Below are 14,612 nucleotides of genomic sequence, written 5' to 3'. Positions count from 1 at the left end.
GCAGCACTTGCGGTGGAGGGTTGGGGGTCAAGGGTGGAGCGCAGCGGAATCGGCGCAGCCGACGCGACGAAGGAGCGCCCTTGACGCCCGACCCGGAACCGCGAAACTGAAACCTAGGGGCGGCCCCCACCCGACACCACACCCCCCGGCCCACCCCGACTACCCCTCGGCACGAACCCGCACCCAACACACCGGACACCCAGCAGCAGTTCCCCTCCGGTCACTCGCCGAGCAGCACCCCGAAGATCCAGAAGAAGAGGATCGGCACGCTGGATACCGCTCCCATGATGGCGAAGCGTCGGCGAGCCCGCCGTCGTCGGCTGACAAGCGCCACCACGAACCCCACCGTCGGTGCCGCCACCGCACTGATGAGAGCGGTCCACCCGAACACCAGGCCGTACTCGTCCCGTACCCCCGGGAACCCCATCGCGCGGGCGATCGGAGGAGTCAGCAGGACGAGTGGGGCGGCTACCCACCACCACGACAACCCCGTGATCGCCCAACGGGTCAGTGAAGCCCTCCGGGTAGCAGAGGGCGCAGATCCGTCAGTAGTGGCGCTGGGAGATGACATGCCCGAAGCATAGGCACCCCGGGAGACGGTCGGGTCGGTCCTCAGGCTCTCACCGTCTCCAGTGTCCGCGCGCGTGCCTGCGAGGGAGTTCGGAGGCGCGGAGGGTGATATGGATCGGTTCACGGTGGCAGTAACAGGTGTACGTGTACGCCTCTTCGGCGGCTGCCGAAAGCTGGGGCGGTTCGTGTTCGGGGCGCCAGGTCGCCGCGTACAGAATGCCGATCACCAGCACGATGAGGCTGATGGCGAGGGCGACGACGCCCCACAACGCCCGGTCGGTGACGGGGTCGATCATCGCGCCGTATCCGTCCGTACGTCGATCTCGGCATAGACGGTCTTGCCGACGCTGCGGGGCTGGGTGCCCCAGCGGTCGGCGAGTTGGCTGACGATGTGCAGCCCCCGGCCGAAGCATTCGTCGTCCTCGGCGATGCGCGGGCACGGCAGCCGCTCTCCGCGCGGGTCGCTGACCTCGATCCGGAGGATCTTCGGCCGCAGCGTGGTCCGTACCTGGAAGAGGCGGTCGCGCAAGCTGCCGTGCAGGAGGGCGTTGGTGGCGAGCTCGCTGACCACCAGGGCGGTGGACCAGGCGAGTTCGGGGTGTCCCCACTGGGTGACGAGCCGCGCGGCGCGCCGCCGCGCGAGGCTGACGCTGCCGGCGGTGGGGGTGTAGTTCAGCCGGTCCTCCTGGAGCACCGGCTCGGGGCTGGGCTGTGCCGCCTCTTGGGCTGAGGTCATGGACGCGCACCTCCGTGTGCGGTCGGGTCTGCCCGTACGGGGTGCGCCTGGCAGTGGCGATGCCGCGGGCTGCTCTGGGAGCAGGGCAGGGCGGTGCACTTCTGCCGCACGGCGCCGCAGTGCGAGCGGTTGCATACTCACGGTAGTGGTGGATTTCCATGCAGAGCAAGTTCAATGGGAGAGAATTCTACTGAAACGAAGTTGTGTTCGCGTTCGAGTGCGGCGCAGACTGTGACAACTCGTAGGGAGGGAGTGCCAGATGACCGGCAGTAGCCCGGATCGTGGTGTGTCGGTGTCGACCGTGCTCGGGCGCAGGCTGGGTGGTGAGCTGCTGCGCATGCGCGAAGAGCAGGGCATGCGGCAGGCCGAGGCCGCGAAGGCCCTGACCGCTTCGGTGGCCAAGGTCGCGAAGATGGAACGCGGTCTGGTCCCTATGCGGGATCCGGACATTCGGGCGCTCTGTCATCTCTATGGGGAGCGTGGCGAAGCCGTCATAGACCGGCTTCTGGAGCTGGCGGAAGCTGACCGCGACCGTCGCAAGGCGAAGGGCTGGTGGAATCAGTACCCGCAACTCAGTTCACAAGCTGAGTACTTCGCGCTGGAGGACGTCGCGACGCAGATGCGTACCTGGCAAATCACCTTCGTGCCAGGTTTGTTGCAGACGCCGGATTATGCCCGCGCGCTGGCTGTCGGTAACGGCGCCTGGGACGACCTCGATGAGATCCAACCGTTCGTCGAAGCCAGAATGGCGCGGCAGGCATGTCTGCATGGCGAGCGACCGCTCCAGCTATCCGTGGCGCTGCATGAAGGTGCCCTGAGGCAGTTGGTCGGCGACCGCGACGTTATGCGCAGTCAGCTCGCGAGAATGCTGGAAGTCGCAGAACTTCCGCATGTGAGCTTGCGGATCGTACCGTTCAGTGCCGGTGCCCACCCGGGCATGACCAGTGCCTTCACAGTGGTCTCCTTCGGGGAGCCAGGGGCCCTCGACGTGGTCCAGTCGGACACCATTTCGACTAAGATTTGGGTGGAGAACGATCGCGAGACCGCCCGCCATCTTGCGATTTTTGACCGCATCGTGGGGCTCGGCCTGGATGAACGCGACTCCATCAGCCTGATCGGCAGCGTCCGCAAGGAGTTGTAGAGACACGTGGACGGCTTCGACTTCAAGAAGTCCAGTTACAGCAGTGGCGATCCACACGGCGAGTGCGTAGAAGTCGCCCTCAACCTCCCCGGCACCGTCGCCGTCCGTGACTCCAAAGACCCAGCCGGCCCGGTACTGCTCCTCGCCCCCGCCGCATGGGAGGCGTTCCGGGCCGGCCTGCTCACGTCGTAGGACCCTGGATCAGTCGCGCTGCGCGTCCGCCGGGAGCGTCCGCAGCTTCATCGTCTTCGCGGCCGACGAGCCGAAGCCGTAGTCGAGCAGCTTCGCCGCGTCCTTGTAGCGGTCGGGGCCGTTCAGGACGACGCCCACGAGGGTCTTGCTGCCGCGCGTGGCGGCGAAGACCAGGCAGGGCCCCGCGGCCGTGCCGGTGCCCGTCTTGATGCCGATGGCGCCGCTGTAGGAGCCGAGCAGCTGGTTCGTGTTGTACCAGGTGTAGGTGCGCGTGCCGCCGGTGCTGGTCGGCGCCGTGCTCTTGTACGAGGTGGCCTTCACGACCGCGCGGAAGGTGGAGTTCTTCATCGCGTACTGGGCGATCTTGGCGAGGTCGCGCGGGGTGGTGTAGTTGTTCCCGGCCTGCGATATGCCGTCGAAGGAGTCGAACTTGGTGTTCTTGAGCTTGAGTTCGACGGCCTTCGCGTTCATCTTCGCGATGAACGACTTGGTGCGGGCGGCGTTGGTGGAGCCGGTGCCGAAGGTGTCGGCGAGGGCGTAGGCCGCGTCGCAGCCGGAGGGCAGCATCGTGCCGTACAGCAGCTGCCGCACGGTGACCTTGTCGCCGGTCCGCAGATCCGCGGTGCTCGCGCCCTCCTTGGCGACGTAGTCGCGGTAGGCCTGCTTGACGGTCACCTTGCGGTTGAGGTCGACGCCCTTGGTGCTGAGCACCACGGCGGCGGTCATGATCTTCGTCGTGCTCGCCATCTGGCGCCTGGTGTCGGCGGTCTTGCTGTAGACCGTCGCGCTGGTCGCGTTGTTGAGCACGAACCCGCCCTTACCGCTGATGGACGGCGCGGTGGCCGCCTGGGCGGGTGAGGCCAGGGCCGAGACGGCCATGAGCGCGCCGGCGGTGAGAGAGATCACGGCGGCTTTGCGCGCGCCCGGAAGGGTGGATATCAAGTGAAACGCTCCGAATCCGCGAATGCGAGGGGAAGCACCGAGTGGGGCCGTCTTGGGAAACAGGCCCCTATAGGTGACGCATGAGGGGACCGAAGGGATGCACGGGACGGGGGAGCGAGTCCGTGATGCGCGTCATGTCGGCTTGATCGCCGTGGTGGTTCGGCCCGGTCTCGGAGTACGTGGGCCGGCGTGTGCGGTCAGGTTCATCACCCTGGGTGACCCCTGTCCGAATCCCGGACGCGGCATGCTGTTGCACCTCTGTTGTATCTAAGCTGTGCGCATGCCGCCCGCTCCTGCCCCCGCCCCTGCCGTCCCCGCCGCTCCCATGAAGCAACCGCCCGCCGCGGACCGTGTGTACAGCCATATCAAGGAAGCCGTGCTCGACCGCCGTTTCGAAGGCGGCACCCTGTTGACCGAAGGCGAGTTGGCCGAAGCCGTCGGGGTGTCTCGTACACCCGTACGGGAAGCGTTGCTCAAGCTGGAGGTCGAGGGGCTGATCAAGCTCTATCCGAAGAAGGGCGCCCTCGTGCTCGCCGTCTCCGCGCAGGAGATCGCGGATGTCGTCGAGACCCGGCTGCTGGTCGAGGAGTTCACCGTACGGAAGGCCGTGCCGGCGTCCGCGCGGTTGATCGCGCGGCTGGAGGAGGTGCTGGAGGAGCAGCGGCGGCTGGCCGAGGACGGGGATCTCGCCGCCGTCGCCGTCGCCGACCGGTGCTTCCACGCCGAGATCGTGCGCCACGCGGGCAACGAGATCCTCTCCAAGCTCTACGACCAGCTCAGGGACCGTCAGTTGCGGATGGGCGTCGCCGTGCTCGAAGCGCACCCCGACCGCATCGCCAAGAACATCACCGAGCACGCCGAAATGCTCGACGCCATCAGAACCGGCGACGCGGACGGCGCCGCGCAATGCGTGCGCCGGCATGTCAGCCGGGTCAAGGTGCTGGTCCGGGGTGAAGCCCGGTGAGCGGCGGCTCGGTCACTCTCCCCGGCGATCCACCCGGCGGTCGCCGGGCCACCTATGTCTGGGGCATCGGCGTCGCCGTCTACTTCGTCGCCGTCATCTTCCGTACCAGCCTGGGCGTGGCCGGCCTCGACGCCGCCGACCGCTTCGGGGTCAACGCCTCGGCGCTGTCGACGTTCTCCATACTTCAGCTGCTCGTGTACGCGGGCATGCAGATACCCGTCGGCCTGATGGTCGACCGGCTCGGCACCAAGAGGGTGCTGACCATCGGCGTCGTGCTGTTCACCGTCGGGCAGCTCGGCTTCGCGCTCTCCCCCTCGTACGGCACCGCCCTCGTCTCCCGCGCGCTCCTCGGCTGCGGCGACGCGATGACCTTCATCAGCGTGCTGCGCCTCGGCACCCGCTGGTTCCCCGCCCGGCGCGGGCCGCTGATCGCCCAGGTCGCCGCGCTCTTCGGGATGGCGGGCAATCTCGTCTCCACCATCTTCATCTCCCGCACCCTGAACGGTCTCGGCTGGACCACGACCTTCGCGGGCAGCGCGCTCGCCGGGGTCCTCGTCCTCGTCCTGCTGCTGCTCTTCCTCAAGGACCATCCGGAGGGCCACGAGCCGCCGCCCGCCGAGCACGCGGGGGCCGCGTACGTGCGGAAGCAGATCGCCGAGTCCTGGCGTGAACCCGGTACCCGGCTGGGCATGTGGGTGCACTTCACCACCCAGTTCCCGGCGATGTTCTTCCTGCTGCTGTGGGGGATGCCGTTCCTCGTCGAGGCGCAGGGGCTGTCCCGTGCCGTCGCGGGCGAACTGCTCACCCTGATCGTGCTCTCCAACATGGTCGTCGGGCTGGTCTACGGGCAGGTCATCGCCCGCCACCACGCGGCGAGGGCGCCACTGGCCCTGGGCACCGTCGGGGCGTCGGCGCTGGTCTGGGCGGTGACGATCGGGTACCCCGGCGACCGTGCCCCGATGTGGCTGCTGATCACGCTCTGCGCGGTCCTGGGCGCGTGCGGGCCCGCGTCGATGATCGGCTTCGACTTCGCCAGGCCCGCGAATCCGCCGGAGCGTCAGGGCACGGCCTCCGGAATCGTCAACATGGGCGGTTTCACCGCCTCGATGACGACGCTGTTCGCGGTCGGCGTCCTGCTGGACGCGACCGGTGACAACTACCGGATCGCGTTCTCGACCGTCTTCGTTCTCCAGGCGATCGGGATCACGCAGATCCTGCGGCTGCGGAACCGCACCGCGCGCCGGGAGCGTGAGCGGCTGGTGGCGAGCCGGGTGGAGGCCGTGCACGTACCGGCATGACCGGCTCGACCGGCATGGTCGTACGTACGCGGGCAGGGCCGTGCGTACGCGGCAGGTCGTACGTACGCGGCGGGTCGTACGCACGCGGCAAGGCCGTGCGTACGGGCCGGGCCCGGTGCCGCCGCCGTGCCCGGCTCCCCTATGGCGTGACCGCGAACTCCCGCAGAATCGCCTCGGCCAGATCGAGATCACCGTCGATCTTGACGCGGTCCGCCACCGCCGCGGGCCGCACGCGTCCGCACGCCAGCCGGAAGTACGTCTCCCAGTCCGTCGTGAGCGTCACCAGGGGACCGAGCGACGGGGAGCCGTCCACCGAACCGCGTCCATCGGCGTTCACCCTGACCGTACGGAGGAACTCCACCGGGCCGCTGACATCGATGACGACCGCCGAGTTCGGCGGCGCGCCCGCCTTCTTGGCGACGACCTTCGGCAGCGCGGCCAGCAGTACGTCGCGGGCGACCACCGCGCCCGGCGAGTCCAGGTTGCCGGGCGCGTTCAGCGCGGTGCGCAGATCCTGCTCGTGCACCCAGATGTCGAACGCCCGCGCGCGCATGGCCTCTTCGAGGGTCCACTCGGCGCCCAGCGGGGCACGGACCATGGTGTCGGGGGAGCGGTTCTCGTTCCGCAACTGCCGGTTGCGGCGGATGATCGTGTACTCCAGTTCGGAGGTCATCTCCGGCGCCGTGTGGTGGCGCCGTACGTCGACCTGCATTTCCATGTAGCGGGTGTGGTCGTCCCGTACGTGGTAGAGGTCGCGCGGCAGCGAGTGGATGGGCCGCGGGTCTCCGAGCATCTCGCATTCCAGGCCGATGACATGCGAGACGATGTCTCGTACGGACCAACCGGGGCACGGTGTGCGGCGGTTCCATTCGCCCTCGACGAGCGGCTGTACCAGCTCGGCTATGGCCTCGATGGAGTGGGTCCAGGCATCGGCGTAGTTTTGAAGGCTGGGATGGACGGTCACGGGACCCCTCGGCGGTTCTGCGGTACGCGGGCTGGCTTGCTGGCGGGCGGGCTGCGGGCGGGCTGCGGGCTGCGTGGGAGGTTTGGCAGCTAAGTTACGCTGCCCGATGGCACCCCGGCAGTGCTTTCGTGTGACGATCGTAGGCCCGTGTTGACGGCTCGAATGCCAGGACGGTGGTACTGTGCGCGCCTCGTTGCTCCAGATCGCGGTAGATCCGTACGAATCGGCCGATTCGCGCCGGCGGCGCGTGGCGGCGCTGGTGAGGGAGCAGCGCGGCGCCGATCTGGTGGTGCTTCCGGAACTCTGGCCGGTCGGGGCCTTCGCGTACGAGTCGTTCGCCGACGAGGCGGAGGCGGCGGACGGCCCCACGTTCCGGGAGATGTCCGAGGCGGCGCGAGACGCGGGCGTCTGGCTGCACGCGGGATCCATCGTGGAGCGAGCCGAAGGCGGGCACGTATCGGACGGGCATGTATCGAACGGGCACGTATCGGACGGGCAGGCCCCGGACGGGCAGGCCCCGGACGGGATTCTCTACAACACCTCGCTCGTCCTCTCCCCCGCCGGTGAGCTCGTCGGCGCCTACCGCAAGATCCACCGCTTCGGGTTCGACAAGGGCGAGGCGACGCTGATGGGCGCGGGCGACGAACTGGTCACCGTCCGGCTTCCGGAGACCACCCTCGGCCTCGCCACCTGCTACGACCTGCGCTTCCCCGAACTGTTCCGCGGGCTGGTCGACGCGGGCGCCGAGACGCTCGTCGTCCCGGCCGGCTGGCCCGCCCGCAGGCGCGCGCACTGGACGCTGCTCGCCCGCGCACGCGCCGTGGAGAACCAGGCGTACGTCCTGGCCTGCGCGAGCGCCGGTACGCACGCCGGCGTGGAGCAGTCCGGGCACAGCATCGTGGTGGACCCCTGGGGCGAGGTGCTCGCGGAGGCGGGGACGGACGAGGAGGTCCTGACCGTCGATCTCGACCCGGCGTCGGTCGCGACGACCCGCGAGCGCTTTCCGGCGCTGAAGGACCGTCGGCTGGGGCTGGAGACGCCGACCGTGACCCGATAGGCCCGCGGCCCGTCCTCGCCATTCGGATCAGACGTCCTCGCCATTCGGATCGGACGTCCTCCGGATCAGATGTCTTCGTGCTCCTTCTCCGCCATCCTGATCACACACACCGCCACGGCGATCAGCAGCGCGTGGTCGGCGTCGTCCCGTACGACATTCACGCCGTACGTCTCCCGCATCCGCAGCCGGCGCCGCGAGACATGGGCCAGGAGTTCGCCGTCGTACTCGATCGCGAACTCCAGATCCAGGATCCGCCCGCTCACATCCAGTTCGGTGCCCTCGGCCAGGGAGACCCGGTAGTGATTGCGCAGCAGCGAGAGCCGCTTCCTGCGGATCGTCGCCAGCGTCCGGTCGTCCCGCTCGATGATCATGGCGTCCCGCAGACTGAGCAGTTTCTGGCGCAGCGTGATCAGCACCTGCCCGGTGGGCGCCTTCAGTTCGAGCGTGTCGCGCAGCCGCAGCGCCTTGCCGTCGACGCGGAAGGCCCGTCGGCCCTGTTCGTCCTCGATCCAGTAGTCGTCGCCGATCGCGAAGATCTTGTCGCGCACGAGATATCTCATGGAGGACGGGTACCCGGGGAGCGGAGGCGGCGGTCGGCGGGCGCGCAGGTGCACGCGTACGAGCGCGGGCGCACGCGTACGGCCGTGCGCGGGGTGCGGCCCCCGCGGTTGTGGGGTCCCCGGGGTTGTGGGGTCCCCGCCGTTGTGGGGTCCCTGGCCGCGGGGGCGTTTTCGGTGGTGGCACCCTTGTTTCATGACCGACGCGACCCCCGCCCCCGCTTCACCCCCGTCCCGCCGCGCCCGGGTCCGTGCCCCCGAACTGATCGGCAAGGGCGGCTGGCTCAATACGGGCGAGATGGCGTACACCCTCGCCGACCTGCGCGGGCGCATCGTCATTCTCGACTTCTGGACCTTCTGCTGCATCAACTGTCTGCATGTCCTCGATGAGCTGCGGGAGCTGGAGGAGAAGCACCGGGACACGGTCGTGATCATCGGTGTCCACTCACCGAAGTTCGTGCACGAGGCCGAGCACCAGTCCGTCGTGGACGCCGTCGAGCGGTACGGGGTGCACCACCCGGTGCTGGACGATCCCGAGCTGGCGACCTGGAAGCAGTACGCGGTACGCGCCTGGCCGACGCTGGTCGTCATCGACCCCGAGGGCTATGTCGTGGCCCAGCACGCCGGTGAGGGGCATGCGCACGCCATCGCGAAGCTGGTGGAGGAGCTGGAGGCCGAGCACGCCGCGAAGGGGACGCTGCGGCGGGGGGACGGTCCCTACGTACCGCCGGAGCCGGTCGCGACCGATCTGCGCTTCCCCGGCAAGGCGCTGGTGCTGCCCGGCGGACACTTCCTCGTCTCGGACTCCACCCGTCATCAGCTGGTCGAGCTGGAGGCGGACGGTGAGACGGTCGTCCGGCGGATCGGCAGCGGTGGGCGCGGCTCGGGACCGGACTCCTTCAGCGAACCGCAGGGGCTCGCGCTGCTCCCGGACGGCAAGGTGATCGTCGCGGACACCGTGAACCACGCGCTGCGGACGTACGACCCGGTCAGCGGCGCGGTCGAGACCGTCGCCGGGACCGGCAGGCAGTGGTGGCAGGGCTCGCCGACCGAGGGGCCCGCCCTGGAGGTGGATCTCTCCTCGCCGTGGGACGTCGCGTGGTGGGCGGACCGGGTCTGGATCGCGATGGCCGGGGTGCACCAGCTGTGGACGTACGACCCGGCCGCCGGGACGGTCGCGGTGGCGGCCGGTACGACCAATGAGGGGCTGGTGGACGGGCCCGCCGCCGAGGCGTGGTTCGCGCAGCCGTCCGGGCTCGCGGCGGCCGGTGACCGGCTGTGGATCGCCGACTCGGAGACCAGCGCCCTGCGCTACGTGGAGCGGGCGGGAGCCGGGAACGGTGAGGGCGAAGGTGAGGGCGAGGGCGACGGGTTCGTGATCCGTACGGCCGTCGGCTCCGGGCTCTTCGACTTCGGGCACCGCGACGGCGCCGCGGAACAGGCGCTGCTCCAGCACCCGCTGGGCGTCACCGCCCTGCCGGACGGCTCCGTCGCCGTCTCGGACACGTACAACCACGCGCTGCGCCGCTACGACCCGGCGACCGGTGAAGTGACCACGCTGGCAACGGATCTGCGGGAGCCGAGCGACGCGGTGCTGGTCGGCGAGGACATCGTCGTCGTCGAGTCCGCGCGGCACCGGCTGACCCGGCTGCGGCTGCCCGACGAGGCGGTCAAGGTCGAGGCCGTCGCCCACCGCACCCAGCGGGAGGCCACCGAGGTCGCCTCCGGCGCGCTGACGCTGGACGTCGTCTTCACGGCGCCGACGGGCCAGAAGCTCGACACGCGCTACGGTCCCTCGACCCGGCTGCTGGTCTCCGCCACCCCGCCCGAACTGCTGGCGGAGGGTGCCGGCGCCGGTACGGACCTCCACCGCGAACTGGTGCTGGCCGACGGGGTCACCGAGGGCGTGCTGCATGTCTCCGCGATGGCCGCCTCCTGCGACGACGACCCGGCGAACGAGTACCCGGCCTGTCATGTGCATCAGCAGGACTGGGGCGTGCCCGTCCGCGTCGGCGACAGCGGAACGTCCCGGCTCACGCTCGTACTGGCCGGCCTCGGCGCGTAACAGGCCCTAGCTAGCCCTCAAGGAACGCCACGAGGGCGTTCGCCAGCAGATACGGGTCGTCCGCGCCGCACAGCTCGCGCGCGCTGTGCATCGACAGGATCGCCACGCCGATGTCGACGGTCTGGATGCCGTGTCTCGCCGCGGTGATCGGACCGATCGTCGTGCCGCACGGCATCGAGTTGTTGGAGACGAACGACTGCCAGGGCACGCCGGCCTTCTCGCAGGCGGCGGCGAACACGGCCCGGCCGCTGCCGTCCGTCGCGTACCGCATGTTGACGTTGACCTTGAGGATGGGGCCGCCGTTGGCGCGCGGGTGGTGCGTCGGGTCGTGGCGGTCGCTGTAGTTCGGATGCACGGCGTGGCCGGTGTCGGACGACAGACAGACCGTGCCCGCGAAGGCCCGCGCCCGGTCCTCGTACGTACCGCCGCGGGCGAGCACCGAGCGTTCGAGGACGGTGCCGAGGAGCGGTCCGTCCGCGCCGGTGTCCGACTGGGAGCCGTTCTCCTCGTGGTCGAAGGCGGCGAGCACGGGGATGTACGGAAGCGGCTCGGCGGCGGCGGACGTGGCGACCGCGGCCAGCGCCGCCGTACCCGCGTGCACCGACAGCAGGTTGTCCATCCGGGGCCCGGCCAGCAGCTCACGGTCGCGGCCGAGATAGGAGGGCGGCTCGATGGCGTGCGGCATCAGGTCCCAGCCGGTGATGTCCGCTTCGTCGACGCCCGTCTCCCGCGCCACGAAGCGGATCAGATCGCCCTCCTGGGGGTCGCCGAGGCCCCAGATCGGCTGCATGTGCCGCTGCCGGTCCAGCTTCAGGCCCTCGGTGTTGACGGAGCGGTCCAGATGCACGGCCAGCTGCGGGACACGGAGCAGGGCGCGGTCGATATTGATCAGCCGGTGTGAGCCGTCGCGCAGGGTGATGCGGCCCGCGAGGCCCAGATCGCGGTCGAGCCAGGTGTTGAGCAGCGTCCCGCCGTAGATCTCCACGGCGATCTGGCGCCAGCCGTACGAGCCGGTGTCCGGCAGCGGCTTCACCCGCAGATTCGGGGAGTCCGTGTGGGCTCCGACGATACGGAACGGGGTGTGCGGATCGGCGCCTTCCGGTACGAACCAGGCGATGATCGCCCCGCCGCGCAGCACGAACCGCCCGCCCGTCGAACCGTCCCAGGCGTCCGTCTCCCGCAGCTGCCGGAAGCCTGCCTTCTCCAGTCGCTCCGCGGCATTGGCCACCGCGTGATACGGCGAGGGACTGGCCGCCAAGAAGGAGATGAGATCGTCGGTGTGGCCGCGGTCGAAGCGGGCGGAAGTGCTCATGGGGTTCACCATAACGACGGGTCCTGGCACCGGGCCCGTCACCGGTTGGAACGGCATGGAAGTGGGCGGGACAAGCTCCGCACATGGGGAGAACAGCCACGCGGGACGGAGCGGCGGGCGGCGGAAACCGGCCGGACGGACCGTGAGGAGACGGCGGACAGACGGCGGACAGGCGGCGGTGGACAGACGGCAGGACACCCCCGGGGAGAGGTGTCCTGCCGTCCTGTCGTCTTGTCGTGCTGTCCAGCGGACCAGCCGTCCAGCCCGTCGTGCCGTCCAGCCGTCGTGATCCGGCGGGCCCGGTCAGAAGGCCGCTTCGTCCAGCTCCATGAGGGAGTCGTCGACCGTCTCGGCGAGCGCGCGCTGCGTCGAGACGTCCGGCAGGACATTCGCGGCGAAGAACTTCGCCGCCGCGATCTTGCCCTGGTAGAACGCCACGTCCTTCGCGGCGGCCGTCTCCAGCTTCTCGGCGGCCACGGCGGCGCCGCGCAGCAGCAGATAGCCGACGACCACATCGCCCGAGGCCATCAGCAGCCGCGTCGTGTTCAGCCCGACCTTGTAGATGTTCTTGACGTCCTCGCCGGTGGAGGTGAGATCGGTCAGCATCCGGCCGACGATCGCCTCCAGGTCGACGGCCGCCTTGGCGAGCGCGTCGCGGGCCGGGGCCAGCTCCGTACCGCCGGTGCCGACCGCGAGGAACGTCTTGATCTCCTCGGCGAGCGTGTTCAGCGACTGGCCCTGGTCGCGGACGATCTTCCGGAAGAAGAAGTCCTGGCCCTGGATCGCGGTGGTGCCCTCGTAGAGAGTGTCGATCTTGGCGTCCCGGATGTACTGCTCGATCGGGTACTCCTGGAGATAGCCGGAGCCGCCGAAGATCTGGAGGGACTGGGCGAGCTGCTCGTACGACCGCTCCGAGCCGTAGCCCTTCACTATGGGCAGCAGCAGATCGTTCAGCCCGTGCAGCGCCTTCGCGTTCTCGCCCTCGGCCTCCTTGACGGCGATCTCGTCCTGGACGGAGGCGGTGTACATGACGAGGGCGCGCATGCCCTCGGCGTACGCCTTCTGCGTCATCAGCGAGCGGCGCACATCGGGGTGGTGCGTGATGGTGACCTTGGGCGCCGCCTTGTCCATGAACTGCGCCAGATCGGGGCCCTGGACGCGCTCCTTGGCGTACGCCAGCGCGTTCAGATAGCCGGTGGACAGCGTGGCGATGGCCTTCGTACCGACCATCATCCGGGCGAACTCGATGATGCGGAACATCTGGCGGATGCCCTCGTGCTTGTCACCGATCAGCCAGCCCTTGGCGGGGTGGCGGTCGCCGAAGGTCATCTCGCAGGTGTTGGAGGCCTTGAGGCCCATCTTGTGCTCGACGTTCGTGGCGTACACGCCGTTGCGCGCGCCCAGCTCGCCGGTCTCCCAGTCGAACTCGTACTTCGGTACGAGGAAGAGCGACAGGCCCTTGGTGCCGGGGCCGGCGCCCTCGGGGCGGGCGAGGACGTAGTGAAGGATGTTCTCCGACATGTCGTGCTCGCCGGAGGTGATGAAGCGCTTCACGCCCTCGATGTGCCAGCTGCCGTCCTCCTGCTCGACGGCCTTCGTACGGCCCGCGCCGACGTCCGAGCCGGCGTCCGGCTCGGTGAGGACCATCGTGGAGCCCCACTGCTTCTCGACGGCGAACGCGGCGACCTTCTTCTGCGCCTCATTGCCCTCGTCGAAAAGGATCCCGGCGAAGGCGGGACCCGACGCGTACATCCACACGGCCGGGTTCGCGCCGAGGAGCAGCTCCGCGTACGCCCAGATCAGGGAGCGCGGGGAGGTCGTGCCGCCGATCTCCTCCGGCAGGCCCAGGCGCCAGTACTCGGAGTCCATGTACGCCTGGTAGCTCTTCTTGAAGGCCGCCGGGACCGGAGCGGTGTTCGTCTCCGGGTCGAAGACCGGCGGGTTGCGGTCGGCGTCCGCGAACGACTCGGCGAGGTCGCTCTCCGCGAGGCGCGTGACCTCTTCGAGGATGCTCCTGGCGGTCTCCACGTCCATCTCCGCGAACGGTCCGGAGCCGTACAGCTTGTCGCGTCCGAGGACCTCGAAGAGGTTGAACTCGATGTCGCGCAGATTTGACTTGTAGTGCCCCATGGCGACGACTCCGTAAGGATCGGGGAGGCAGGTTCCTCATACATGTACCGGTAAGTAGCTACGATGATGCTACCCATGGGTAATAAGGCGCAACCCCGTCCGGGAGACTGTGACGAGGCCGACCCGGCTCCCCAGGACACCATTCCTCAGTACTCTTGCGCTCATGTACGGCTACGACCAGAACCCGGGCGCTCAGCAGCAGTACACGCACCCGCCTCAGCAGCCGCAGCAGCAGCCGATGGGCGGCCCAGGCGCGGGCGGATACGGCGAACAGCCGCTGTATCCGGAGCCCTCGCCCCCGTCGCTGGGGGACGCGGTACGCGCGTTCACGACGGGGTCGTTGTCGGCCGAGGACTTCCAGCAGATCTTCGCGACGTCGAAGGTCTACTGCCCGCGGGGTGACAACCCCGGGTTCCTGGCCCTGCACAACACGCAGCAGCCGGTGATCCCCATGTTCAGCACGCTCAAGGAGCTGCGGCGGTACGCGGGCAAGGAGTCGAAGTACTTCGTGATCACCGGCGCCGAGGTGATCGATCTGCTGCCCACGGGATACGGCTTCGTACTGGACATGGAGGGCGACCACCGCATGGTGTTCGACGCGAAGGCGGTCGAGCAGATGGTGGACTTCGCGATGCGCCGTATGTACGGCTAGAAACCGTACGGCCGTACGACTCCGCACGGCTG

The 14,612-nt window shown here is 69.1% G+C and carries 15 protein-coding genes; 7 read left to right on the top strand and 8 right to left on the bottom strand.

All coding sequences use genetic code 11. The features are described 5' to 3' along the window. Window positions 1-220: 220 nt before the first annotated feature. From ABTZ59_RS11755 to ABTZ59_RS11745, 3 genes are all read right to left on the bottom strand, one after another. Window positions 221-427, bottom strand: a complete 207-nt coding sequence (locus ABTZ59_RS11755) for a hypothetical protein (RefSeq protein ID WP_351394505.1) — start codon at window positions 425-427, stop codon at window positions 221-223. A gap of 193 nt (window positions 428-620) precedes the next feature. Beyond that, a complete protein-coding gene (locus tag ABTZ59_RS11750) occupies window positions 621-866 on the bottom strand; it encodes a hypothetical protein (protein ID WP_351394502.1) in 246 nt (81 codons plus the stop codon). Then, window positions 863-1,306, bottom strand: a complete 444-nt coding sequence (locus ABTZ59_RS11745) for an ATP-binding protein (protein ID WP_351394499.1) — start codon at window positions 1,304-1,306, stop codon at window positions 863-865. Before ABTZ59_RS11745 ends, ABTZ59_RS11750 begins: the two co-directional genes overlap by 4 nt. Before the next feature lie 259 nt (window positions 1,307-1,565). On the opposite strand from ABTZ59_RS11745, the gene ABTZ59_RS11740 reads away from it, so the two are divergent. Continuing rightward, window positions 1,566-2,447, top strand: a complete 882-nt coding sequence (locus ABTZ59_RS11740) for a helix-turn-helix domain-containing protein (RefSeq protein ID WP_351394496.1) — start codon at window positions 1,566-1,568, stop codon at window positions 2,445-2,447. A gap of 6 nt (window positions 2,448-2,453) precedes the next feature. Continuing rightward, window positions 2,454-2,639, top strand: coding sequence for a DUF397 domain-containing protein (locus ABTZ59_RS11735; RefSeq protein ID WP_351394493.1), 186 nt, complete (start codon window positions 2,454-2,456; stop codon window positions 2,637-2,639). 9 nt (window positions 2,640-2,648) lie between these two features. On the opposite strand, the gene ABTZ59_RS11730 is transcribed toward ABTZ59_RS11735, so the two are convergent. Next, window positions 2,649-3,581: a D-alanyl-D-alanine carboxypeptidase family protein gene (locus ABTZ59_RS11730; protein ID WP_351394490.1), complete on the bottom strand. Its 933-nt coding sequence runs from the start codon at window positions 3,579-3,581 to the stop codon at window positions 2,649-2,651. A gap of 280 nt (window positions 3,582-3,861) precedes the next feature. On the opposite strand from ABTZ59_RS11730, the gene ABTZ59_RS11725 reads away from it, so the two are divergent. Together ABTZ59_RS11725 and ABTZ59_RS11720 are read left to right on the top strand one after the other, a co-directional pair. Further along, window positions 3,862-4,545, top strand: coding sequence for a GntR family transcriptional regulator (locus ABTZ59_RS11725; RefSeq protein ID WP_351394487.1), 684 nt, complete (start codon window positions 3,862-3,864; stop codon window positions 4,543-4,545). Continuing rightward, window positions 4,542-5,843 (top strand): MFS transporter, encoded by a 1,302-nt coding sequence (locus ABTZ59_RS11720; RefSeq protein ID WP_351394484.1) that lies wholly within the window; start codon window positions 4,542-4,544, stop codon window positions 5,841-5,843. Before ABTZ59_RS11725 ends, ABTZ59_RS11720 begins: the two co-directional genes overlap by 4 nt. A 139-nt stretch (window positions 5,844-5,982) precedes the next feature. On the opposite strand, the gene ABTZ59_RS11715 is transcribed toward ABTZ59_RS11720, so the two are convergent. Then, window positions 5,983-6,807, bottom strand: coding sequence for a maleylpyruvate isomerase family mycothiol-dependent enzyme (locus tag ABTZ59_RS11715; protein WP_351394481.1), 825 nt, complete (start codon window positions 6,805-6,807; stop codon window positions 5,983-5,985). A 181-nt stretch (window positions 6,808-6,988) separates the two neighbouring features. Between ABTZ59_RS11715 and ABTZ59_RS11710 the strand changes: the two genes are divergently transcribed. After that, window positions 6,989-7,864 (top strand): carbon-nitrogen family hydrolase, encoded by an 876-nt coding sequence (locus tag ABTZ59_RS11710; protein ID WP_351394478.1) that lies wholly within the window; start codon window positions 6,989-6,991, stop codon window positions 7,862-7,864. A gap of 65 nt (window positions 7,865-7,929) precedes the next feature. Here ABTZ59_RS11710 and ABTZ59_RS11705 read toward each other — a convergent pair whose 3' ends face one another. Next, complete coding sequence (locus ABTZ59_RS11705; protein WP_351394475.1) at window positions 7,930-8,424, bottom strand: LURP-one-related/scramblase family protein; 495 nt, start codon at window positions 8,422-8,424, stop codon at window positions 7,930-7,932. A 193-nt stretch (window positions 8,425-8,617) separates the two neighbouring features. Here ABTZ59_RS11705 and ABTZ59_RS11700 point away from each other — a divergent pair, with 193 nt between their 5' ends. Next, complete coding sequence (locus ABTZ59_RS11700; protein ID WP_351394472.1) at window positions 8,618-10,486, top strand: NHL domain-containing thioredoxin family protein; 1,869 nt, start codon at window positions 8,618-8,620, stop codon at window positions 10,484-10,486. 10 nt (window positions 10,487-10,496) lie between these two features. Here the strand turns inward: ABTZ59_RS11700 and ABTZ59_RS11695 are convergent, their stop codons facing one another. Continuing rightward, complete coding sequence (locus tag ABTZ59_RS11695) at window positions 10,497-11,798, bottom strand: M18 family aminopeptidase (protein ID WP_351394469.1); 1,302 nt, start codon at window positions 11,796-11,798, stop codon at window positions 10,497-10,499. 303 nt (window positions 11,799-12,101) lie between these two features. Continuing rightward, on the bottom strand, window positions 12,102-13,928 hold the full coding sequence (locus ABTZ59_RS11690; protein ID WP_351394466.1) for an acyl-CoA dehydrogenase: 1,827 nt from the start codon (window positions 13,926-13,928) through the stop codon (window positions 12,102-12,104). Between the two features lie 163 nt (window positions 13,929-14,091). Between ABTZ59_RS11690 and ABTZ59_RS11685 the strand changes: the two genes are divergently transcribed. Continuing rightward, on the top strand, window positions 14,092-14,580 hold the full coding sequence (locus tag ABTZ59_RS11685) for an SseB family protein (protein ID WP_129772895.1): 489 nt from the start codon (window positions 14,092-14,094) through the stop codon (window positions 14,578-14,580). Window positions 14,581-14,612 lie beyond the last annotated feature (32 nt).

Source organism: Streptomyces sp. NPDC094034 (assembly GCF_040303865.1).
In the GTDB taxonomy this organism is placed as follows: Bacteria; Actinomycetota; Actinomycetes; order Streptomycetales; family Streptomycetaceae; genus Streptomyces.
The sequence above is the reverse complement of the archived record's forward strand: the minus strand, read 5'-3'. Positions and strand labels throughout refer to the sequence as shown.